This is a genomic window from Sphingopyxis sp. RIFCSPHIGHO2_12_FULL_65_19, from assembly GCF_001830555.1.
Taxonomy (GTDB): Bacteria; Pseudomonadota; Alphaproteobacteria; order Sphingomonadales; family Sphingomonadaceae; genus Sphingopyxis.
Genome location: NZ_MIAM01000069.1, coordinates 10,036 through 29,171, shown reverse-complemented (window position 1 = coordinate 29,171; position 19,136 = coordinate 10,036). Strand labels below are relative to the sequence as shown.

The following is a 19,136-nucleotide window of genomic DNA, read 5'->3' as shown; positions in this document are numbered from 1 at the left end:
ATGGCGCTACCTTTCACCAACGACATCCGCACACTGCGTTTTCTGGCGGGCGAAATGACCCAGGGCGACCTTGGCGATCGCGTCGGCGTGACGCGGCAAACGATCGCCGCCATCGAGCAGGGCAAATATTCGCCGTCGCTGGAGGTCGCGTTCCGTATCGCCCATGTGTTCGAGAAACCGCTCGAAGCGGTGTTTCAGTGGAACGACCATAAGGATTGAGCCAGCGCGGCCGCGCGGGCCCGGTCCCCGTCTCTCCCCGGGGGCGGCGGGCCGGGCCTTGGCCGCCAGCGAAGAAGCCGCGGGCCTATCGCTCGCCGGTTTTCCGCACCGCGGCGACCGCTTCGCGCGAATTGTCGCTGAACAGCCCGTCGATGCCGGTTTTCAGATAGGCGGTGATTTCACTCGCAAGGTCGCCATGGCCCGCCGGGTTGACCCCGCCCTTGTCGCCGAGCGGCAGGAAATAATTCTCGCGGCGAAAGGTCCAGGGATGCACCTTCAGCCCCGCGGCGTGCGAATCGCGGACCAGGCGCGTCGGATCGCCAAGCCGGCCCAGCGCGCCGCGCGGGATGACCATCGCCTTGTTGGGACCGATGCCGTCGGCATAACCCGCAACCATCTTCAGCCCTGCGGGCGACGCCATTGCGGCATAGCTGGTGTCGGGGCGGTCGGCGGGACCACCCTCCGCATCCATCAACTGGATCAGTGGCAAGTCGCTTTTGGCGCGCAGGTCCATCAGATTGCCGACCTCGAAGCTCTGGATGAACACCGGCGCGGCGCGCCCGCGATAGCCGAAGCGATCGAGCATCGCGAGCAGGGGCGCTTCGTGCGGAAGCCCGATCGACACGAAATAGCTGGGATGCTTGGTTTCGGGATAGACGCCGACGGGTGACTTTTTCTCCTCTTTTCGTTCGGCGTTGACCTCGGCCAGCAGCGTCAGGATTTCCTCGAAGGTCGGGATGTCGAACCGGCCGTCATATTCGGTGCTGCGCAGCTTCGGCAGCCGTTCACGCGCGCGCAGTGTCTTCAGCTCGGCGAGGGTGAAATCCTCGGTGAACCAGCCAGTGACCTGGGTGCCGTCGATCGTTTTCGTCGCCTTGCGTGCGGCAAATTCGGGATGATCGGCGACGTCGGTCGTTTCCGAAATCTCGTTCTCATGCCGCGCGACGAGAACGCCGTCGCGGGTCAGCACCAGATCGGGCTCGATAAAATCGGCGCCCTGATCGATCGCGAGGCGATAGGCAGCGATCGTGTGTTCGGGCCGCTCGCCCGACGCGCCGCGGTGCGCGATAACGATCGGTGGCTGGCCGTCCAGGGTCGGTTGCACGGTCATATCGTCAGCCGCGCAGCCCGCCGACAGCATCAGGGCGACCAGCGCCAGCGGCCAGCGGATCATGCCGCAAAACGCGCCTGCCAATCGCTGGCCGAAAAGCCGACGCTGGTGGTGCCGTCGACCTCGACGACGGGGCGCCGGATCATCGCCGGCTGGTCCAGCATCAGCGCCTTCGCCGATGCCGCGTCGAGCCCTTCCTTCTGCGCATCGGGCAGCTTGCGAAAGGTCGTTCCTGCCTTGTTGAGCAGCTTTTCCCAGCCGAGAGCGTCGATCCATCCTTGCAACCGCTCCGCGTCGAGTCCGTCCTTGCGCACATCGTGAAAATGATGGGCGACCCCTTGCTCGTCGAGCCAGCGGCGCGCCTTCTTCACCGTGTCGCAGTTTGAAATGCCATAAAGAATCAGCGTCATGATCGCAGGCCTAGCAGGTGGCGATGGCATATTCGAGACGCGAAAAATGGGGCCGCGTCACGACGGCAGCGGACGGTCGGCGATGCGCGTGTTGGCGCTCGCCAATTTACCGCGCAGCGCCCGCGCGAAGCCTTCGTGGAGCGCGCTGGCGATGTCCGGGTTGGCCGCCAGATAGGCGCGCAGCGCGGTCGCCGGGACGAACCACAGCCGCGCGTTGCTGCCGAGCAGCACCGTTCCGGTCGCGTGCGCGCCGTCGAGCACCGTCGCCTCGCCGATCAGCGCGCCCTCGGACAGCTTCCCGACCTCGATGCCGTCGCGCAGGATCGTCGCCTGTCCTTCGCCCAGGTAGAAAAGGCTTGGCGCGGCCTGATTTTCGCGGATCAGCACTTCGCCGCGACGCGCCGAAATCCAGTGGCCCTGATCGATCAGGTGGCGCGCCGGCACCGGGCCGAGTCCCGCGAAATGCTGGCGGCGCAGTTCCTCTTCCTCCGCCGTGAAGCGGACCTTCGCGCCGCGCAGCCACAATCGCGCGAGAATGCCGATGTTGACGACAAGGATCGCGATCACCAGCAGGCTGGACCCCACATCGGGGCCGCGGAACAGCGCCAGTGGAAGCGCGACCAGCGCCGCGGCCGCAAGCCCCATGCGGACATAGTCGATCCGCACGACAAAGCTTGTCGCCAACAGGAGCAGGAGCGCTCCGTAAAGAAACCATGCGGAATCGAAATTCGCCATAGCCGATCGCTTCGCGTCGAGACCCGCCGTCAGGTCACCGGATGTATAACGTTGCAGATAGCCGTTCGCCTTGGCTGCGCCCCTCCCGCTTCCAAAGCCCGTAACAAACTATCAGTTCGCGACCGCGAAGAAAAGCATAGGTGCGCAAATGTCACGATAATGCTAATTTTCGGCTTTGCGCGTGCCGGTAACATTGCTTCCGGGCGGCTTCCGCGCCATGGGGCGCACGATTCGAAGATGAAAAGACAGGCAGATGACGAAAAATTGGCAACCGCATAGCTGGCGCTCGCACGAGGCCCGCCAGCTGCCCACCTATCGCGACGCCGACGCGCTCGCGGCGGCGGAACGCGAACTCAGCAACTACCCGCCGCTGGTCTTTGCCGGCGAAGCGCGCGACCTGACGGCGGAACTGGGTAAGGTTGCCGAGGGCAAGGCGTTCCTGCTCCAGGGCGGCGACTGCGCTGAAAGTTTTGCCGAATTTCATCCGAACAATATCCGCGACACCTTCCGGGTGCTGCTCCAGATGGCGGTCGTCCTGACCTTCGCGTCGAAGATGCCCGTGGTGAAACTCGGCCGCATGGCAGGCCAGTTCGCCAAGCCGCGTTCGGCCGATATGGAGGACATCGACGGTGTCTCGCTGCCCAGCTATCGTGGCGACATCATCAACGACATCGCGTTCGAGGAAACGGGCCGCGAACCCGATCCGCAGCGGATGGTCAAGGCGTATAACCAGTCGGCGGCGACGCTGAACCTGCTGCGCGCCTTTGCAAACGGCGGCTACGCCAATCTGCACCAGGTCAACGCCTGGACGCACGACTTCATGGACCGCAGCCCGTGGGCGAAGAAATATCAGGAAACCGCCGCGCGCATTTCGGAGGCCCTCGCCTTCATGGAAGCGTGCGGCGTGACCCCCGAAACGGTGCCGCAGATAAAGGGCACCAGCTTCTACACCAGTCACGAAGCGCTGCTGCTCCCCTATGAGCAGGCGCTGACGCGGCAGGACAGCCTGACCGGCGGCTGGTACGACACCTCGGGCCATTTCCTGTGGGTCGGCGACCGCACCCGCTTCGAGGGGTCGGCGCATATCGAATATCTGCGCGGTATCGGCAATCCGGTGGGCATGAAGTGCGGGCCGAGCTTGGAACCCGACGTCCTGCTGCGCCTGCTCGACACGCTCAACCCCCATCATGTCGCGGGGCGCATGACGCTGATCACGCGCTACGGCCACGACAAGATCGAGGCGCACCTGCCCAAGCTGGTGCGCGCGGTGAAGGAATCGGGTCACCCCGTCGTGTGGTCATGCGATCCGATGCACGGCAATGTCATCAAGACGCCCAACGGCTACAAGACACGCCCGTTCGATCGCATCCTGGCCGAAGTGCGCGGCTTCTTTGCCGTGCACCGCGCCGAGGGCACGCATGGCGGCGGCATCCATATCGAAATGACCGGGCAGAATGTCACCGAATGTACCGGCGGTGCGATGGACGTGACCCAGATGGATCTGGCCGATCGCTATCACACGCATTGCGATCCGCGCCTGAATGCGGGGCAATCGCTGGAACTGGCGTTCCTGCTGGCAGAAATGCTCAATCAGGAAATGGCCGACCGCGCCAAGCAGGCGGCCTGAGGCCAACCGTTATTGAGTGTGCCCCCGCGAAGGCGGGAGCCATCTCCCGCCGCTTAAATCCGAAAAGTCCGGTGATGGGTCCCCGCCTTCGCGGGGACACACGGTCCTGTTTCAGGACCGTTATTTTTCGGTCCCGCTCCACGCCTTGGTATCCGCAAACGCCCGCCCCAGAGCGACATGCAAATCGGCGTCCTCGGCGGCGCCGCCGAGCGGGATCTTGTCGGAGAAATTGTCCGCCGGGCGGTGGTAGTCGCTGCCCAGGAACGCTTCGAGCAGCTTCATGTCCGAAAAGCTGCCGCCGACCATCAACGAGGTCACGCCCTTGGCCCCCAGCGCCCAGCCGTCCTGCCGCTGGATGAAGGCATCGGCCTCGCCATCGCCGTCAAGCTTGCGGCCTAGTCTGGTCGCTGCGTCGCGCACCACCGCATCATAGGCGGGCTTGCCGCGGCCGATCGTCGCAACGGGCGTGCCGCGCGGCGAAATCGCGATCGTGTCGACGTTGAGCGCGACGGTGATATCGGACAGCGGCACCACCGGATGGTCGGCGAAATAATGTGCGCCAAGCAGCCCCTTCTCTTCGGCGGTGGTCGCCAGGAAATAAATGTCGCGGTCGGGACGCGCGCCCTTGCCCAGCCGCTTTGCGACCTCGATCAGCACGGCGATGCCGCTGGCATTGTCCACCGCGCCGTTACAAATTCGATCGGCCGCGCCTTCGGGTGCGCAGATGCCCAGATGGTCCCAGTGACCGAGGAACAGCACCGCCTTGCCGTCCGGCTTTGCGCCGGGCAGTTTGGCGATGACATTGTGGCTGGCAAAGGGACGAACCGCCGATTGCGCCGCGAAGTCCGCCGTTACCGGCAGCGCGGCGCCCTTGTAATCGGGCGATTTGGCCGCCTCGCGCAGCGCGGCGCCATCCTGTCCCGCCGCCTTGAGCAACGCGTCACCGGCTTCGGGGGACAGAAAGCCGCTCACCGGCGCGCCCGCCTTGGCGCTGGCAAGGCGCATATATTTGCTGCCAAGGCTTTCGCGCAGCGCCGGCCAAGGCACCGCGCCAGTCGAAATGACCAGCACTGCGCTCGCCCCCGCATCGGCGAGCATCTGCCGCCGTTCGCGATAGCGCGGCAGCTTGTCGCCGAAGGGCGCATTGTCGAACAGCATGATCGCCAGCTTGCCCGCGACGTCGGCATTGACCTTGCCCGTGCCGTCCACACCATAGCCGACAAAGACCGCCGGAACGCCCACCAGCGACACCGACGCGTCACGCCCTGTCAGGATGATGCCGTCATCGCCGATCGCGAAATCGCGCCCGTTGGCTTTGAACTTCGCGGACCCGCTCAGCGCCTGCGTCTCGACGAAGGGCACAGGCTGGAGCCAGGGTGTGGTGCTGTCCGGCACCGGCACCAGTCCCGCCTTCGCCCATTCGCCGACGACATAGGCGATGGTGCGGTCTTCGCCCTCGGTGCCCGGCGCGCGGCCTTCAAAGGCATCGCCCGCGAGTATCCGGATATGTTCGGCAAGCTGCGCCTCGGTGACCGGAGCGTCGGCCTTCGCAGGCGCGGCTGAAGCGGCGGGCGCGATGGCGAACAGGGCGATGGCCGCGACGGCGGCGTGGAAGCGGGTCGTTTTCATGGAGCCGCCGCATGGCATTTCCGCTGCCGCGCGGCAAGACGCGTTCGTCGAAAGACGAATGACGGTCACCCCAATTTACCCGTCAAAGGGGTTTACCCTCGTGCCCGCGCCAGCAGGGCCCGCGCCGCCGCGACATGCATATCCTCGATCATTCGCCCTTCGTGCCGCTGCGCCCCGCCCGTCGCCGCAGCAACGAGCGCCTCGGCCGCCGCTACCTCGCGCGCCGATGGTGCAAAGATGGCATTGCACGGATCGACCTGCGACGGATGGATCAGCGTCTTGCCGTCGAAACCCAGCCGCCGCCCTTCGGCCGCTTCGGCCGCAAAACCCGCGGCATCGTCGATCGCATTATAGACGCCGTCGAAACACCATATGCCGCCCGCGCGCGCGGCGAGCACGATCGCCTGGATCGCGTGGCTCATCGCGCCGCGGTCCATGCCGTCGGGCAGCCCGAGTTCATGCGCAAGGTCGTTGAGCCCGGCGATCAGCCCGGCGACTGCCGGGTCTGCGGCGATGCCCCGCGCGGCATAGATCGCCGCGGGCGTCTCGATCATCGCCAGCACCGGCAAGCCGATGCTGCGCAGCGGGTCGAGATCGGCAGGGCTATCGACCTTGGGCAGCACGACCATGTCGAGCGGAAGCCCGGCGATCGCGGCAAGGTCGGCGGCCTGTTCGGGGCTGCCCGCGGCGTTGACGCGCACCGCAACCCGTTTACCCGCATAACCCGCCATCACCGCTGTTCGCATGGCGGCCCGCGCGTCCGGCTTGCGGTCGGCGGGCACCGCATCCTCCAGATCGATGATCAGCATGTCGGCCGGAAGCCCGCCTGCCTTTTCCAGCGCGCGGGCGTTCGAGCCGGGGACATAGAGCAGCGAGCGCGGCGGATATTCACTTGGCGTCATGCGCTTTTCTGTGGCGCAACCCCGCCGTTGCCGCAATAAGGAAGGGGGTTTGCAAAGGCCAATTTTGCAAAAAGGGGATGATCGATGGGTTATGTTGCTATCGCGGCGGTCGTGCTGGCACTGGTGTTCCTGTTGTGGGCGCTGACGCCCGTTCGTCAGGGCTATGCCTATACGATCGAACGCTTCGGCCGCTTCACCCATACCGCACAGCCCGGGCTCAATTTCATCATGCCGATCTTCGATCGCGTCGGGCGCAAGGTGAACATGATGGAACAGGTGCTCGATATTCCGGGCCAGGAAATCATCACCAAGGACAATGCGATGGTCGCCGTCGACGGCGTCGTCTTTTTCCAGGTGCTCGATGCCGCAAAGGCGGCTTATGAGGTCAGCGACCTGTATCTGGCGATCATGAACCTGACGACGACCAACCTGCGCACGGTCATGGGGTCGATGGACCTCGACGAAACGCTGTCGAAACGCGACGAAATCAACCTTCGCCTGCTGCATGTCGTCGATGACGCGACGACGCCGTGGGGGGTCAAGATTACCCGCGTCGAGATCAAGGACATCCGCCCGCCCGCCGATATTTCCAACGCGATGGCGCGGCAGATGAAGGCCGAGCGCGAGAAGCGCGCGAACATCCTGGAGGCCGAGGGAATGCGGGCATCGGAAATCCTGCGCGCCGAGGGCGAGAAGCAGGGCCAGATCCTGCAAGCCGAGGGGCGCCGCGAAGCCGCCTTCCGCGACGCCGAGGCGCGCGAACGTGAAGCCGAGGCCGAAGCCAAGGCTACGCAGATGGTGTCGGACGCGATCGCGGGCGGCAATGCCCAGGCGATCAACTATTTCATCGCGCAGAAATATGTCGAGGCGGTCAGCCAGTTCGCGACCAGCCCGAATGCCAAGACGATCCTGTTCCCGGTCGAGGCAACGCAGTTGATCGGCACGCTCGGCGGCATCGGCGAACTCGCCAAGGATGCGCTGGCAAACCGCGACGGGGGGCAGTGACATGCCCGACTGGCTGGCCGATCTCGAACCGCATTGGGCATGGCTTGCGCTCGGCGTGCTCCTTGCCGCCGCCGAGATCGTCGCACCGGGCTTCTTCCTCATATGGATCGGTTCGGCGGCAATCGTCACCGGCCTGCTCGCCTGGATGCTGCCGATTGACAGCATCCCGGTCCAGCTCGGCATTTTCGCCGTCCTGTCGTTCGTCGCGCTTTACACAACGCGCCGCTGGTTGAAGGCGAACCCGATCACCACCACCGACCCGCATCTCAACCAGCGCGCCAGCCGGTTGGTCGGCGAAGTGCTGACGGTGACCCAGGCGATCGAGGATGGCCGCGGGCGCGCCAAGGTTGGCGACGGCGAATGGCCGGTGCGTGGGCCGGACGCGCCCGAAGGGACCAAGGTCCGCGTCGTCAACGCCGACGGCGGCGTGTTGGTGGTGGAAACGGCCTAGCCGCTCCCTCGCTCTCCGGCATCGGGCGTCAGCCGCCGCGCGGCCGCCCATAAATCGCCACGACATGCCCCAGCGCATCGCTCTCGCCGATCCGGCAGAAGCCCAGCTTTGCGGACACGCGTTCCGACGCCTCATGGCCGGGATCGATGATGCAGCGCACTTCCTGTGCATCGAGATGGGCGTCGGCCCAGCCGAGCGCCGCGCGCATGGCTTCGGTCGCATAGCCGGCACCCCAATGGTCGGCGTCGAACGCCCAGCCCGCCTCGGGCAAGCCCTCCAGTTCAGCTATACCGCGGCCGAAATAGCTTAGGCCGCCCATGCCGACCAGCTTGTCACTCGCCTTGTCGGCAAACACCCAGTAACCGAACCCCATCACCGGCCACAGCCCCGCCGAGCTCAGGAACTTTCCCCAGCTTACGTCGGGTGCGCGCGGTTCGCCGCCGATGAAGCGCGTGACGCGTGCGTCGGCCCACATGGCGATGTGGACATCCTTGTCGGACAGCCGCCCGGGGCGCAGGCGCAAACGGTCGGTTTCGATGACGGGGGGCGCGGTGAAGGCTCTGATGGACATGCGCGCGGGTGTGCCGAAGCGCGCCCGACGGGTCAATCGGGGTTGAGATAATGGTCGAACAGGTCGTGGAGCACCGCCTTGCCATCGACCTGCTGCCGCGCGCGCAGCACGGCAAGCGTGTCGACACGCGCCAGCACGTCCACATGGCGCAACACGCCGTGATAATGTGGCCGGTCGGTGAAATCGTGGAACAGGAAGATGCAGTCGGGTTTGCAGTGGATGATCGCCTGCAACAGGCAGGCGACGCGAAAGCGCCCGTCGATCAGAACTGCATCGGGGCTGCCCCCCATGCTTCGCCAGATTTGCGTATGATAGCGCGGCCAGTCGCGAAGCCGGCTTTCATCCACGGGATAACCCCATTCGCCGACCGGCCCGATGTCGATATGGACGGGAGTGAATTCCACCGCCTCGCGCGCGACGTCGTCCTGCACCCGGGCGAGCCAGGCGGGATCGCTATCGACGCTGACGATCCGGCGCACCTGCCGCGCCGCGACGACGGTGCTGCCGCCGCACCCGAATTCGAGCAGCGACGAAAGCCCCGCCAATTGCAGTTCAAACTGCGTGACTTCGGCCGCGGTCATATGTGGCTGCATGGTCCCCTCCACCGCCAAGGGGATATGGAACAAGACCCGCTTCGTCCAGTCCGGGAAATGGAGCAAATGTCCGCTTCCGGTCGAAACCGGCCATTCGCCAACGCAGCCCGCGCGAACCGCACAAAAGAAAACCGGCGCGGATTGCTCCGCGCCGGGTTCCCTCGGTTAACTCGTCAGAAAGGACGCAGCGTCAGGCGACGCGGCGCACCTCATTGCCTTCGTCGTCGATGTCGCGAAGGACATAACCGCGGCCCCAGACCGTCTCGATGTAATTTTCGCCGCCGCAAGCCAGCGCCAGTTTCTTGCGCAGTTTGCAGATGAAGACGTCGATGATCTTCAGTTCGGGCTCGTCCATCCCGCCATAAAGGTGGTTCAGGAACATTTCCTTGGTGAGCGTCGTGCCCTTGCGCAGGCTCAAAAGCTCCAGCATCTGATATTCCTTGCCGGTCAGATGCACGCGCGTCGTATCGACCTCGACCGTCTTGGTGTCGAGATTGACCGCCAGCTTGCCCGTCTTGATGACGCTCTGGCTGTGCCCCTTCGACCGGCGGACGACCGCATGGATGCGCGCGACCAGCTCGTCACGGTGGAACGGCTTGGTGACATAATCGTCGGCACCGAAGCCGAACGAGCGCACCTTGCTGTCCATTTCGGAAATGCCCGACAGGATCAGCACCGGCGTCTGCACCTTGGCAGTGCGCAGCTTTTTCAGCACGTCATAGCCGTGCATGTCGGGCAGGTTCAGGTCGAGCAGGATGATGTCGTAATCATAGAGCTTACCCAGGTCCAAGCCTTCCTCACCGAGATCGGTGGTATAGACATTGAAGCCTTCGGTCGTGAGCATCGTGTCGATCGCTTTCGCGGTCGTCGGCTCGTCCTCGATCAGCAGTACGCGCATTGGGCACCCCTTGACTGTTTCCCACGATGATCCCGCGAACCGATCCGCGTGACCATCAAGGATGTCACCGACCAACCCCCGTTGCAGGACTGCCGGAACATTAACCACGAAACTAATGAAGGGAAAAGGTTAATTTTGACTTAACCCGCAGAAGTCCACGAGTCGCGGCCAATTTGCAACAGTCGTTCAGCCCGGCTTCGCGTCGTGATGAAGTGCCATATGCCGGGCGTGAGCGCCTGTGCAGCTGACCTTCAGCGTGTCGACCAGATGATCCGAAAGCGCCTTCACGCGCGCCGGGCGCAGCCGTGACGGCGGCGACAGCAGGTGCAGGTGGGCCTGCGGCATCGACCAGTCGGTCAGGATCGGCACCACCGCCCCCGACGCCAGTTCGTCGGCGGCGATGAAGTCGGGCAGGACCGCGATTCCGCCCCCGGCAGAGACCAGCGGCACCGCGATGTCGCCATTGTTGGCGAACAACGGCCCCGTCGGCAGCACCGTCACCTCTTCGCCCTGGCGATGGAAGTGCAGCGGCATCGCACGTTGCCGGTGACCATAGCCGATCAGCCGATGCCCCGACAATTCGAGCGGATGTTTGGGTGTGCCGTGCTTTTCCAGATAGGCGGGACTGGCGATCACCGATGCCGCGACGGGCGCGATCGTGCGCGCAAGCAGGCTCGAATCCGCGAGCGGCGCGATGCGCAGCGTCAGGTCGATGCCCTCTGCCACCGGATCGTTGCGCGCATCGCTCAGCAAGACTTCGATTTCCACCGCCGGATGACGTTCGAGGAATGCCGCGATCGGCGGGCCGAGCACCTTGATTCCAAAGCTCATCGGCGCCGCGAGCCGGATCGGCCCCGCCAGGTCGACCCGGTCGCCGCGCGCCGCTTCGGTTGCTGCGGTGGCCGCTGAAACCATCGCCCGCGCTTCGTCGAGCAGCCCAGCGCCGGCGGTCGACACGGTCACGACGCGCGAGCTTCGATGAAGGAGCGTGATGCCCAGCGACGCCTCGAGCCGCGTCACCGCTTTTGATACGCTCGCTTTTGACAGACCCAGCGATGCCGCAGCCGCGGTAAAGCTGCCGCCTTCCGCCACAGCAACAAAACAGGCCCAGCCTTCATAGTCGGGAAGCGCCATGCGGTAGCCTCTAAATGGAAACGATGGTTTTCCATCTACGCTATTTCGGAAACAATCGAAATGCCTATTTTGTCCTCAACAGACGAACGCCGCCGGGCACGATGATCCGGAAGGCCGACGACAGAAAGGACAAGGCCAATGATCGACATTCGCAAATTCGATACGCTGGGCCACGCCGACCATGGCTGGCTCGACGCCCGTCACCATTTCTCGTTCGCAAACTATCACGACCCGAAACGGATGGGCTGGGGCGCACTGCGCGTCTGGAACGATGACGCCATCGCAGCGCAATCGGGTTTCCCTCCGCATCCGCACCGCGACATGGAAATCATCACCTATGTCCGCACCGGCGCGATCACGCACCGGGACTCCATGGGCAACAGCGGCCGCACTGCGGCGGGCGATGTTCAGGTGATGAGTGCCGGCACCGGCGTGACGCACAGCGAGTTCAACCTGGAGGATGAGGAAACGACGCTGTTCCAGATCTGGATCATGCCCGACCGCGATGGCGGCAATCCGGGCTGGGGCGCGCGCCAATTCCCCAAGAATGATCGCTCGGGCCAGTTCGTGACGCTCGCCAGCGGCATCGAGGCAGACGATGACGCGCTGCCGATCCGCGCCAACGCCCGCGTTGCTGCGGCGACGGTGAACGCGGGGGAGCAAGTCTCCTACGACCTCGAAGCTGGACGCCACGCCTATCTTGTCGCCGCCAAGGGCCGCATCCGCGTCAACGGCGAGGACGCCGCCCCCCGCGACGGCATCGCGATCCGCGATGTCGGCACGATCCAGGTCGAGGCCCTCGACGACGCTGAACTGGTGCTCGTCGACAGCCTCTAACGAAGCCCTTGGGCCGCCGACATCCCCCTCCCCGGCGGCGGCCCACTCCCGCCGCGAGCCGCCCCAAAAGCGGGTGGCTCGCGGCCCCCTTCTCCCTCCCCTCACATCAAATCCAAGGAGCAATGCCATGACCAATATCCTTCGTATCGACGCCAGCGCCCGCACCAGTGGGTCCACCACGCGCCAGCTCGCCGACCAGCTCGTGAACCAGCTGATCGAACAGGGCTACGGCGCCAATGTGGTCCACCGCGACCTCGCGCTCACCCCGCCCGCGCTACTGACCGAAAGCTGGGTCGGCGCCAATTTCACCGACGATGCCGACCGCAGCGAAGAACAGCGCGCCGCGCTTGCCAGCTCGGACGAACTGATCGCCGAACTGGAAGCCGCCGACACGATCGTCATCGGCGTCCCGGTCTATAATTTCGCGATCCCCGCATCGCTCAAGGCCTGGATCGACCTGATCGCCCGCGCTCGCCGCACCTTCCGTTATACCGAAGCCGGTCCCGAAGGCCTGCTTAAGGGCAAGAAGGCCTATCTGGTCGTGGCATCGGGCGGCGTCCCGGTCGGCAGCGACTATGATTTCGCCACCGGCTATCTGCGCCACGTCCTCGGCTTTGTCGGCATCACCGATGTTTCGATCATCGCCGCCGATCAGCAGATGATGGACGGCGGAGCACTGAACCGCGCGATCGCCGCGATCGGCGAGCTGAAGCAGGCTGCCTGAACCGATGCGCCGTCTTCCGAGCCTATTCCTTTCGCATGGCTCGCCGATGATGGCGCTCGAGCCCAGCCCGGCGCGGGATTTTCTCGCCGGGCTGGGTACCCAGCTCCTGCCCCCGCGTGCGGTCCTCATCGTGTCGGCGCATCATGATGCCGCCTACCAGGGCGGCCGCGCGACCGTCACCGCATCGCCCGCCCCGGCGACGATCCACGATTTCGGTGGCTTTCCCGACGAACTTTTCGCGATGCGCTATCCAGCTCCGGGCGACCCGGCGTTGGCGAGCCGCGTCGTCGAATTGCTCGCCCGCCATGGCCTTGCCCTCACCGCCGATCCGGAACGCGGGCTCGACCATGGCGCATGGGTGCCGCTCTCCCTCATCTACCCTGACGCCGACATCCCGGTCGTTCAGCTCTCGATTGCCTCGAACGCCTCGCCCGAATGGCATTATGTGCTTGGCCAGGCGCTCGCCCCGCTTCGCGACGATGGGGTGCTCGTCATCGGATCGGGCAGCATCACGCACAATCTCCGCGCGCTATTCTCTGCGCGCCTGCCGATCGACGCGCCCGCGCCGACATGGGTCACCGATTTCACCGACTGGATGGCGGACCGCATGGCGGCGGACGCCATCGACGATGTGCTTCACAGCGTCGAACGCGCGCCGCACGGCGCCGACAATCACCCGACGCCCGACCATATATTGCCGCTGTTCGTGGCGATGGGGGCGGGCGGGGTACCGTTCAAGGCCGAACGGCTGCACCACAGCGTAACCTACGGTCTGCTCGCGATGGACGTTTACGCTTTCGACTAAGCGGCGGCCCGCCTATAGCGCGCCATGCTCCTTTCAGATCGTGTCCTTTTCCTCGACGGCGAGGCTCTCGTCATCGACAAGCCCGCCGGCCTGCCGGTCGACGCCCCGCGCGACGGCAGCCTCAGCCTCGAAAATCATCTCGACCTTTTGAAGTTCGGCTTCAAACGTTGGCCGCTCGCGGTGCACCGGCTCGACCGCGACACCTCCGGCTGCCTGCTCCTTGCACGCAACCCCAAAGCGCACGGCCGTTTCACCCGCGCGTTCGAGGGCCGCGAGGTCGAGAAACAATATCTGGCGATCGTCGACGGCGTGCCCCGCGGCGATGGCGGCACGATCGACCTGCCGCTGTCTAAAATATCGACCGCCGAAGAGGGCTGGCGGATGGTCGGCGACCCGAAAGGCAAACCGTCGGTTTCGCATTGGGAGAAGCTCGCGGTCGTCGGCGACCGCGCGCTGCTCCGTTTTCGACCCGAAACCGGGCGCACCCACCAACTCCGCGTCCACGCGCTCGAAGGACTTGGCTTCGCGCTCGTCGGCGATCCCGTCTATGGCCGCGGCGGCACGAAAACGCGCACCCTGCTCCACGCGGAGCGGCTGGTGGTAAAACGTGACGTCAAGCCGCCAATAATTGCCGAGGCGCCCTTCCCCGACGCCTTCCTCGCGCTGGGTTTCACCGCGCCGGAGGGAGCGGAGCCGACGCGTGGCTGACGTGCCCGACAGCGCGATCAGCGAGAAATTTCTCGCGGGCACCGGGCCGGGCGGTCAGAATGTCAACAAGGTCGCGACCGCGTGCCAGTTGCGCGTCAACGTCTATGCGCTGGGGCTCGACCCCGACGCCTATAAGCGGCTGAAGACGTTGGCGGGCAGCCGAATGACCGGCGACGGCGAACTCATCATTCTTGCGCGCCGGTATCGCACGCAGGAAGCGAACCGCGCCGACGCACGCGCGCGGCTGTCCGAACTGATCGACGCCGCGCTGGTGCGTCCCGAACGGCGCATCAAGACCAAGCCGAGCAAGGCCGCAAAGGCCCGCCGCATCGACAGCAAAAAGGCGCGCAGCACGGTTAAGGCCGGGCGCGGACGGATACGCGGCACAGAGTAAACGGCATTTTTACAAACTTCGCCTAGGCCTGTGCGCGTCCAGCAAGCGGAGCCGCACATGAGTGAAATTCTTCGATCGGTCCTGATGGGGCTCGGCTGCCTCAGCATCCTCGGCTTTGTCAGTTGCAGCATGATGGGCGCTGGCGTGATCGTCGCGGCCGACCGCGCCGCCGACGAAATTCGCGCCGACCAGGCCCGTGACCAAGGTGAAAAATCGCCTTGGGACAAATAGTCGCGCGCTGACCCAGCCGCCCGCTCTGCCCGATTGACAGCCGCGCCGCACGCCGCAACCGTCGCGCAATGACCAGCCTTTATCGCCTCGACGCGCCTGCGAGCGCGACCGCCGCGGCGTTCGGCGCCGACGCGGGTGACGACCCGTGGACGGGCGACTATGTCGCGCCGGGCCGCCCTGCGCCGGTGATCGTCAGCGACGGGCGCGGCGGATCTCGCCGTTTTCTGAGCCCGCGATTATGGGGTGTGCCGCCCCCGCCGCAGGGCGACCGGCCGGTCACCCTCGTCCGCAACCTGCAAAGTCCCTTCTGGATCGGGACCCTTCGCCACGCTGAACTGCGCTGCCTTGTCCCCGCCACCGCTTTTGCCGAATGGACGGGCGATGCCGGGACGCGGCGCCAGCTGTGGTTTTCGGTCCCGTCGCGGCCGATTTTCGCCTTTGCGGGCATCCTCCGTCAGGGCGAGGACTGGCCCTGCTTTGCCATTCTCGCGACCGAGCCGAACCGGCTGGCCGCCTATCATAATGCCAAGTCCATGCCCGTGATCGTGCACCCCGACGACCATGCCACCTGGCTCGACGGCGAATGGCGCGCGGCGGTGGCGCTCGCGGCGCCCTTTCCGGGTCGCATGATGACAGTTGGCGAGGCACCACCTGTATAGGGGAACTTCACCATATTGCTTCACTTTGAGGTAACCAGTGAGCCCTTAGAAGCGAGGCGATCTGGAATAAGCATCAGGACCAAAACCGTGTTGGGGAATCGCACCATCGAAGCCAGGAAGGCCGCCACCTCTGCCCGTCGCGCCGAACGCGCGCCGGTTCAGGCCCGCGCGCGTTACCGCGAACCGGGACTGAACCCGTTCGACGTCGAACTGTTCGACCTGTCGTCGACCGGTTTTCGCATGGTGACCTTTTTCCGGCCGCAAGTCGGCAAGCATGTATGGGTCAACTTGCCCGGCCTCCAGCCGCTCGAGGCGATCGTGCGGCGCGCCGATGGCAATAGCTACGGCTGCGAATTCGTCCATCCTCTCCACCCGTCGGTGGCGAAGCATTTGCAGGTAAAGCTGCGCTGACGCGCAGGGCGCTGGTCAACCCGCCGCGGTTTCCGATTTTTTCAATATATGGCTCCACTCGGCGGGCGTCACGCGCCCGACCGACAGCCGCGACTGGCGGATCAGGTCCATATCGGCCAGTTTCGGATCGGCCTTGATCGCCGCGAGCGTCACCGGATGCGCAAGCGCACGCACCGGCGCAACGCGCACCACGACCCAGGGCGAACCCTTGTCGGCGGTCGGATCGGGAAAGCTCGCCTCGGTGATCTCCATGATCCCGACGCATTCCTTTCCGATATTGCTGTGATAGAAAAGCGCCTGGTCGCCGACCTTCATCGCCATCATGTTCAGCTTTGCGGTGTGGTTGCGCACGCCGTCCCAGATGCCCGTGCCGTCGCGCACCAGCTGGTCCCACGCATAAGCGTCGGGTTCGGATTTCATCAGCCAATATTGTTTGCTCATGCCCGCGGGCTTAGCCGAGCGATTGGCGCCGCGAAACCGGCTTTTTCCCTTTAACCGGGAACGCACAGCGCCTAAATCGCGACTCATGACGCGCCGCATCGGCGGCGCCCCTTTATCAAATGGACCTTGTTCGCATGACTGCTGCCGTTCCCGTTATTTCCATGTCGCTCCCGGCCGATCAGTTCGCAAAGGATTTCGGGGCGTCGTTTGAACGCTTCGGCTTTGCGATGATCACCGACCACGGCATCGACCCCGCGCTGATCGACGAAGCCTGGGCCAAGGCAAAGGCTTTCTTCGCGCTGCCCGAGGAGACGAAGCGCGCCTATCATATTGCGGGCGGTGGCGGCGCGCGCGGCTATACGCCGTTCGGGACCGAGATCGCCAAGGGTGCGAAGGAAGTCGACCTCAAGGAATTCTGGCACGTCGGGCGCGACCTGCCCGCCGGTCACCGCCTGGCCGCGCAACAGCCGAACAATATCTGGCCGACCGAGGTTGAGGGTTTCCGCACCGCTTATGACAAGCTCTTCGCCGAATTCGATCGCGTCGGCGGACGCCTGCTCTCAGGCATCGCGCGCTATCTCGGGCTCGCCCCCGATTTCTTCGACGACACGGTCGCCGACGGCAACAGCGTGATGCGCCTGCTGCACTATCCCCCCGTCGAAGCCCCCGCAAAGGGCATCCGCGCCGAGGCGCATGAGGACATCAACACGATCACCCTGCTGCTCGGCGCCGAAGAGGCGGGACTTGAAATCCTCGACAAGGACGGCAGCTGGCTTCCGGTGTCACCGCCGCCGGGGGCGATGGCGGTCAATGTCGGCGACATGCTACAACGGCTCACCAACAACAAGCTGCCCTCGACCACGCACCGCGTCCGCAACCCCGACGCAGGACGGGCGAGCGTCGCGCGCTATTCGATGCCCTTCTTTCTGCACTTTCGCTCGGACTACCCGATCGAAACGCTCGAAAGCTGCATCGACGCGGCGCACCCCAACCTCTATCCGACGCCGATCACCGCTGACGACTATCTGCAACAGCGGCTGCGCGAGATCGGGTTGAAGAAATAGGACCGCGCCATCCCCGGACCTCGTCCGGGGTCCCTCACTGAACCCGCGCCGCACACCCCCGATCGCGTTCGGCGAAACGATGAAACGGCGCCACCTCCCATCGAGGACACCGCCCGCAACGCGGCTTGACATGTGTGCAATTATTTCCGATATTTCTGTTATGACAGAAATATCGGAAAATGAATCAAGATTGTCGCCCGCGGCTACCGAGTTTATCCTGCATTGGGGCAATCTCGGCGGGCAGTGGGGCGTTAACCGTTCGGTGGCACAGATCCACGCACTGCTTTTCATTTCGGACCGCGCGCTCCATGCGGAGGAGATTGCCGACATGCTCGGGCTCGCGCGCTCGAACGTGTCCAATTCAATCAAGGAACTGCTCGGCTGGCGGCTGATCGAACGCGTCCCCCTGCTTGGCGACCGGCGCGACCATTTCACTGCCGAAAAGGATATCTGGGAAATGGTCACGCGCATCGCCGCGGGACGCAAGGCGCGCGAGGTCGATCCCGCCGAAGCGGCTCTGAAAGCCTGCGTCGCGCGCGCGGCGGACGATCCGGGGTTGAGCGCGGCCGCCAAGGCCCGCCTCACCGACATGCTCGATTTCGTCACGACGATGGGCCGCTGGCACGACGAGATGCTGAGCGTGCCCAAACCGGCGCTGATGCGACTGATCAAGCTGGGCGCCGGGGTGACGAAATTGATCAACTGGCGGCCCGGTCGCGGCAAAGACAGCGACGGGGACGCGCGGTAGGAGACGGGCTATGTGGGGCGGTGTGCAGCGTAAGCCGGTCGAAGCGGTCCCCGCCCTGTCGGCATGCGGCGATGACGCGCTCTACGACTATCGTTTCCGCCGCCTCTTCCCCGGCGCCGCGTGGGACGCGCTACCCGCCGACGTCCGCAACCGTTTTTCCAAACGCCTCACCGGGCGGGCAGTCGCTGCCTACAGCGGCGAAATCGTCTGGACGCGCCTGTCCGTCGCCGGCTGGCTCCTCGCACAGTTCTGCCGCCTGATCGGCGCACCGCTGCCGACGGAATCCAGCGGGCCCGACCCCGCTGCCGTCGCGGTCAGCGAGGATCGCGCGAGCGGCGGCCAATGCTGGACGCGGCTCTATGGACGCTCGCGCGGCTATCCGCAGGTGATCCACAGCGCGAAAAGCTTTGCCGGCCCGACCGGGCTCGAAGAGCATATCGGCGGCGGGTTCGGCATGGCGCTGACCGTCAGGGCGGAGGCCGACGCGCTGATCTTTACCTCCGACCATTATTTCTGGCGGCCGGTGGCGGGCTTCCGCTTTCGCCTCCCCCGCTGGCTCGCACCCGGCACGACGGTTGTGACGCACCAGCATCTCGGGTCTGGCCGCTTTGCCTTTGACCTCAAGCTGACGCACCCGCTGTTCGGCAAGGTCGTGAGTCAGCATGCGCTGTTCCGCGAGGGCTGATCTGCGCGTCCTCATCATCGGCGCTACAGGTGTGTTCGGCAGCCGGCTCGCCGAACTGGCTGCACGCGAAGCAGGCTTCGCACTCACCCTCGCGGCGCGCAATCGGGCGCCGCTTGACGCGCTCGCGGCGCGGCTCGGGGAGCT

Annotated in this window: 25 protein-coding genes; 15 read left to right on the top strand and 10 right to left on the bottom strand. The window is 65.2% G+C overall.

Annotated elements, in window-relative coordinates:
- Positions 1-219: a helix-turn-helix transcriptional regulator gene (locus A3E77_RS18705; protein ID WP_293648945.1), complete on the top strand. Its 219-nt coding sequence runs from the start codon at positions 1-3 to the stop codon at positions 217-219.
- 85 nt (positions 220-304) lie between these two features.
- On the opposite strand, the gene A3E77_RS18700 is transcribed toward A3E77_RS18705, so the two are convergent.
- The 3 genes from A3E77_RS18700 to A3E77_RS18690 are packed head-to-tail and all read right to left on the bottom strand — an operon-like array spanning position 305 to position 2,475.
- Positions 305-1,393, bottom strand: a complete 1,089-nt coding sequence (locus A3E77_RS18700; protein WP_293648942.1) for a glycerophosphodiester phosphodiesterase — start codon at positions 1,391-1,393, stop codon at positions 305-307.
- Positions 1,390-1,740, bottom strand: coding sequence for an ArsC family reductase (locus A3E77_RS18695; protein WP_293648939.1), 351 nt, complete (start codon positions 1,738-1,740; stop codon positions 1,390-1,392). The genes A3E77_RS18700 and A3E77_RS18695 overlap by 4 nt, the downstream gene beginning before the upstream one ends.
- A 57-nt stretch (positions 1,741-1,797) precedes the next feature.
- Positions 1,798-2,475, bottom strand: coding sequence for a Crp/Fnr family transcriptional regulator (locus A3E77_RS18690; RefSeq protein ID WP_293648936.1), 678 nt, complete (start codon positions 2,473-2,475; stop codon positions 1,798-1,800).
- A 253-nt stretch (positions 2,476-2,728) separates the two neighbouring features.
- Between A3E77_RS18690 and A3E77_RS18685 the strand changes: the two genes are divergently transcribed.
- Positions 2,729-4,102: a class II 3-deoxy-7-phosphoheptulonate synthase gene (locus A3E77_RS18685; RefSeq protein ID WP_293648933.1), complete on the top strand. Its 1,374-nt coding sequence runs from the start codon at positions 2,729-2,731 to the stop codon at positions 4,100-4,102.
- Positions 4,103-4,222: 120 nt separating this feature from the next.
- Here A3E77_RS18685 and A3E77_RS18680 read toward each other — a convergent pair whose 3' ends face one another.
- Together A3E77_RS18680 and A3E77_RS18675 are read right to left on the bottom strand one after the other, a co-directional pair.
- Complete coding sequence (locus A3E77_RS18680) at positions 4,223-5,731, bottom strand: M28 family peptidase (protein WP_293648930.1); 1,509 nt, start codon at positions 5,729-5,731, stop codon at positions 4,223-4,225.
- A 92-nt stretch (positions 5,732-5,823) separates the two neighbouring features.
- Positions 5,824-6,633 (bottom strand): HpcH/HpaI aldolase/citrate lyase family protein, encoded by an 810-nt coding sequence (locus tag A3E77_RS18675; protein ID WP_293648927.1) that lies wholly within the window; start codon positions 6,631-6,633, stop codon positions 5,824-5,826.
- Positions 6,634-6,717: 84 nt separating this feature from the next.
- On the opposite strand from A3E77_RS18675, the gene A3E77_RS18670 reads away from it, so the two are divergent.
- Positions 6,718-7,638, top strand: a complete 921-nt coding sequence (locus A3E77_RS18670) for an SPFH domain-containing protein (RefSeq protein WP_293648924.1) — start codon at positions 6,718-6,720, stop codon at positions 7,636-7,638.
- A 1-nt stretch (position 7,639) separates the two neighbouring features.
- On the top strand, positions 7,640-8,089 hold the full coding sequence (locus A3E77_RS18665) for an NfeD family protein (RefSeq protein ID WP_293648921.1): 450 nt from the start codon (positions 7,640-7,642) through the stop codon (positions 8,087-8,089).
- A 28-nt stretch (positions 8,090-8,117) separates the two neighbouring features.
- On the opposite strand, the gene A3E77_RS18660 is transcribed toward A3E77_RS18665, so the two are convergent.
- The 4 genes from A3E77_RS18660 to A3E77_RS18645 form a co-directional block, all read right to left on the bottom strand.
- Entirely contained in the window at positions 8,118-8,660 is a 543-nt protein-coding gene (locus A3E77_RS18660) for a GNAT family N-acetyltransferase (protein ID WP_293648918.1), read from the bottom strand.
- Positions 8,661-8,692: 32 nt separating this feature from the next.
- Positions 8,693-9,253, bottom strand: coding sequence for a hypothetical protein (locus tag A3E77_RS18655; protein WP_293648915.1), 561 nt, complete (start codon positions 9,251-9,253; stop codon positions 8,693-8,695).
- 190 nt (positions 9,254-9,443) lie between these two features.
- Entirely contained in the window at positions 9,444-10,151 is a 708-nt protein-coding gene (ctrA, locus tag A3E77_RS18650) for a response regulator transcription factor CtrA (protein WP_058804653.1), read from the bottom strand.
- A gap of 186 nt (positions 10,152-10,337) precedes the next feature.
- Positions 10,338-11,285 carry a LysR family transcriptional regulator gene (locus A3E77_RS18645; protein ID WP_293648912.1) on the bottom strand — a complete coding sequence of 316 codons (948 nt, stop codon included), beginning with the start codon at positions 11,283-11,285 and terminating at the stop codon, positions 10,338-10,340.
- 138 nt (positions 11,286-11,423) lie between these two features.
- Between A3E77_RS18645 and A3E77_RS18640 the strand changes: the two genes are divergently transcribed.
- From A3E77_RS18640 to A3E77_RS18605, 8 genes are all read left to right on the top strand, one after another.
- On the top strand, positions 11,424-12,122 hold the full coding sequence (locus A3E77_RS18640; RefSeq protein WP_293648909.1) for a pirin family protein: 699 nt from the start codon (positions 11,424-11,426) through the stop codon (positions 12,120-12,122).
- Positions 12,123-12,249: 127 nt separating this feature from the next.
- Positions 12,250-12,846, top strand: coding sequence for an FMN-dependent NADH-azoreductase (locus A3E77_RS18635; RefSeq protein WP_293648906.1), 597 nt, complete (start codon positions 12,250-12,252; stop codon positions 12,844-12,846).
- Between the two features lie 4 nt (positions 12,847-12,850).
- Entirely contained in the window at positions 12,851-13,651 is an 801-nt protein-coding gene (locus A3E77_RS18630) for a DODA-type extradiol aromatic ring-opening family dioxygenase (RefSeq protein WP_293648903.1), read from the top strand.
- A gap of 24 nt (positions 13,652-13,675) precedes the next feature.
- Positions 13,676-14,359 (top strand): RluA family pseudouridine synthase, encoded by a 684-nt coding sequence (locus A3E77_RS18625; protein WP_293648900.1) that lies wholly within the window; start codon positions 13,676-13,678, stop codon positions 14,357-14,359.
- Positions 14,352-14,753, top strand: coding sequence for an alternative ribosome rescue aminoacyl-tRNA hydrolase ArfB (gene arfB / locus A3E77_RS18620; RefSeq protein WP_293648897.1), 402 nt, complete (start codon positions 14,352-14,354; stop codon positions 14,751-14,753). Before A3E77_RS18625 ends, arfB begins: the two co-directional genes overlap by 8 nt.
- Positions 14,754-14,810: 57 nt before the next feature.
- The gene (locus tag A3E77_RS18615) at positions 14,811-14,984 is read left to right on the top strand and encodes a hypothetical protein (protein ID WP_293648894.1); all 174 of its coding nucleotides are present in this window, start codon (positions 14,811-14,813) and stop codon (positions 14,982-14,984) included.
- A gap of 68 nt (positions 14,985-15,052) precedes the next feature.
- Positions 15,053-15,643, top strand: a complete 591-nt coding sequence (locus tag A3E77_RS18610) for an SOS response-associated peptidase family protein (protein WP_293648891.1) — start codon at positions 15,053-15,055, stop codon at positions 15,641-15,643.
- Positions 15,644-15,730: 87 nt separating this feature from the next.
- Positions 15,731-16,054, top strand: a complete 324-nt coding sequence (locus A3E77_RS18605; RefSeq protein WP_293648888.1) for a PilZ domain-containing protein — start codon at positions 15,731-15,733, stop codon at positions 16,052-16,054.
- A gap of 15 nt (positions 16,055-16,069) precedes the next feature.
- Here A3E77_RS18605 and A3E77_RS18600 read toward each other — a convergent pair whose 3' ends face one another.
- Complete coding sequence (locus A3E77_RS18600) at positions 16,070-16,495, bottom strand: EVE domain-containing protein (protein ID WP_293648885.1); 426 nt, start codon at positions 16,493-16,495, stop codon at positions 16,070-16,072.
- 134 nt (positions 16,496-16,629) lie between these two features.
- Between A3E77_RS18600 and A3E77_RS18595 the strand changes: the two genes are divergently transcribed.
- The 3 genes from A3E77_RS18595 (at position 16,630) to A3E77_RS18585 (ending at position 18,992) form a co-directional block, all read left to right on the top strand.
- Positions 16,630-17,559 (top strand): isopenicillin N synthase family dioxygenase, encoded by a 930-nt coding sequence (locus A3E77_RS18595; RefSeq protein WP_293648882.1) that lies wholly within the window; start codon positions 16,630-16,632, stop codon positions 17,557-17,559.
- A 160-nt stretch (positions 17,560-17,719) separates the two neighbouring features.
- Positions 17,720-18,307, top strand: coding sequence for a GbsR/MarR family transcriptional regulator (locus A3E77_RS18590; RefSeq protein WP_293648879.1), 588 nt, complete (start codon positions 17,720-17,722; stop codon positions 18,305-18,307).
- A gap of 10 nt (positions 18,308-18,317) precedes the next feature.
- A complete protein-coding gene (locus A3E77_RS18585) occupies positions 18,318-18,992 on the top strand; it encodes a DUF4166 domain-containing protein (RefSeq protein WP_293648876.1) in 675 nt (224 codons plus the stop codon).
- Positions 18,993-19,136 lie beyond the last annotated feature (144 nt).

Coding starts and splice junctions, on each gene's coding strand:
- A3E77_RS18705 (WP_293648945.1), top strand. CDS start 1: ATGGCGCTACCTTTCACCAACGACATCCGCACACTGCGTTTTCTGGCG.
- A3E77_RS18700 (WP_293648942.1), bottom strand. CDS start 1,393: ATGATCCGCTGGCCGCTGGCGCTGGTCGCCCTGATGCTGTCGGCGGGC.
- A3E77_RS18695 (WP_293648939.1), bottom strand. CDS start 1,740: ATGACGCTGATTCTTTATGGCATTTCAAACTGCGACACGGTGAAGAAG.
- A3E77_RS18690 (WP_293648936.1), bottom strand. CDS start 2,475: ATGGCGAATTTCGATTCCGCATGGTTTCTTTACGGAGCGCTCCTGCTC.
- A3E77_RS18685 (WP_293648933.1), top strand. CDS start 2,729: ATGACGAAAAATTGGCAACCGCATAGCTGGCGCTCGCACGAGGCCCGC.
- A3E77_RS18680 (WP_293648930.1), bottom strand. CDS start 5,731: ATGAAAACGACCCGCTTCCACGCCGCCGTCGCGGCCATCGCCCTGTTC.
- A3E77_RS18675 (WP_293648927.1), bottom strand. CDS start 6,633: ATGACGCCAAGTGAATATCCGCCGCGCTCGCTGCTCTATGTCCCCGGC.
- A3E77_RS18670 (WP_293648924.1), top strand. CDS start 6,718: ATGGGTTATGTTGCTATCGCGGCGGTCGTGCTGGCACTGGTGTTCCTG.
- A3E77_RS18665 (WP_293648921.1), top strand. CDS start 7,640: ATGCCCGACTGGCTGGCCGATCTCGAACCGCATTGGGCATGGCTTGCG.
- A3E77_RS18660 (WP_293648918.1), bottom strand. CDS start 8,660: ATGTCCATCAGAGCCTTCACCGCGCCCCCCGTCATCGAAACCGACCGT.
- A3E77_RS18655 (WP_293648915.1), bottom strand. CDS start 9,253: ATGCAGCCACATATGACCGCGGCCGAAGTCACGCAGTTTGAACTGCAA.
- ctrA (WP_058804653.1), bottom strand. CDS start 10,151: ATGCGCGTACTGCTGATCGAGGACGAGCCGACGACCGCGAAAGCGATC.
- A3E77_RS18645 (WP_293648912.1), bottom strand. CDS start 11,285: ATGGCGCTTCCCGACTATGAAGGCTGGGCCTGTTTTGTTGCTGTGGCG.
- A3E77_RS18640 (WP_293648909.1), top strand. CDS start 11,424: ATGATCGACATTCGCAAATTCGATACGCTGGGCCACGCCGACCATGGC.
- A3E77_RS18635 (WP_293648906.1), top strand. CDS start 12,250: ATGACCAATATCCTTCGTATCGACGCCAGCGCCCGCACCAGTGGGTCC.
- A3E77_RS18630 (WP_293648903.1), top strand. CDS start 12,851: ATGCGCCGTCTTCCGAGCCTATTCCTTTCGCATGGCTCGCCGATGATG.
- A3E77_RS18625 (WP_293648900.1), top strand. CDS start 13,676: ATGCTCCTTTCAGATCGTGTCCTTTTCCTCGACGGCGAGGCTCTCGTC.
- A3E77_RS18615 (WP_293648894.1), top strand. CDS start 14,811: ATGAGTGAAATTCTTCGATCGGTCCTGATGGGGCTCGGCTGCCTCAGC.
- A3E77_RS18610 (WP_293648891.1), top strand. CDS start 15,053: ATGACCAGCCTTTATCGCCTCGACGCGCCTGCGAGCGCGACCGCCGCG.
- A3E77_RS18600 (WP_293648885.1), bottom strand. CDS start 16,495: ATGAGCAAACAATATTGGCTGATGAAATCCGAACCCGACGCTTATGCG.
- A3E77_RS18595 (WP_293648882.1), top strand. CDS start 16,630: ATGACTGCTGCCGTTCCCGTTATTTCCATGTCGCTCCCGGCCGATCAG.
- A3E77_RS18590 (WP_293648879.1), top strand. CDS start 17,720: ATGACAGAAATATCGGAAAATGAATCAAGATTGTCGCCCGCGGCTACC.
- A3E77_RS18585 (WP_293648876.1), top strand. CDS start 18,318: ATGTGGGGCGGTGTGCAGCGTAAGCCGGTCGAAGCGGTCCCCGCCCTG.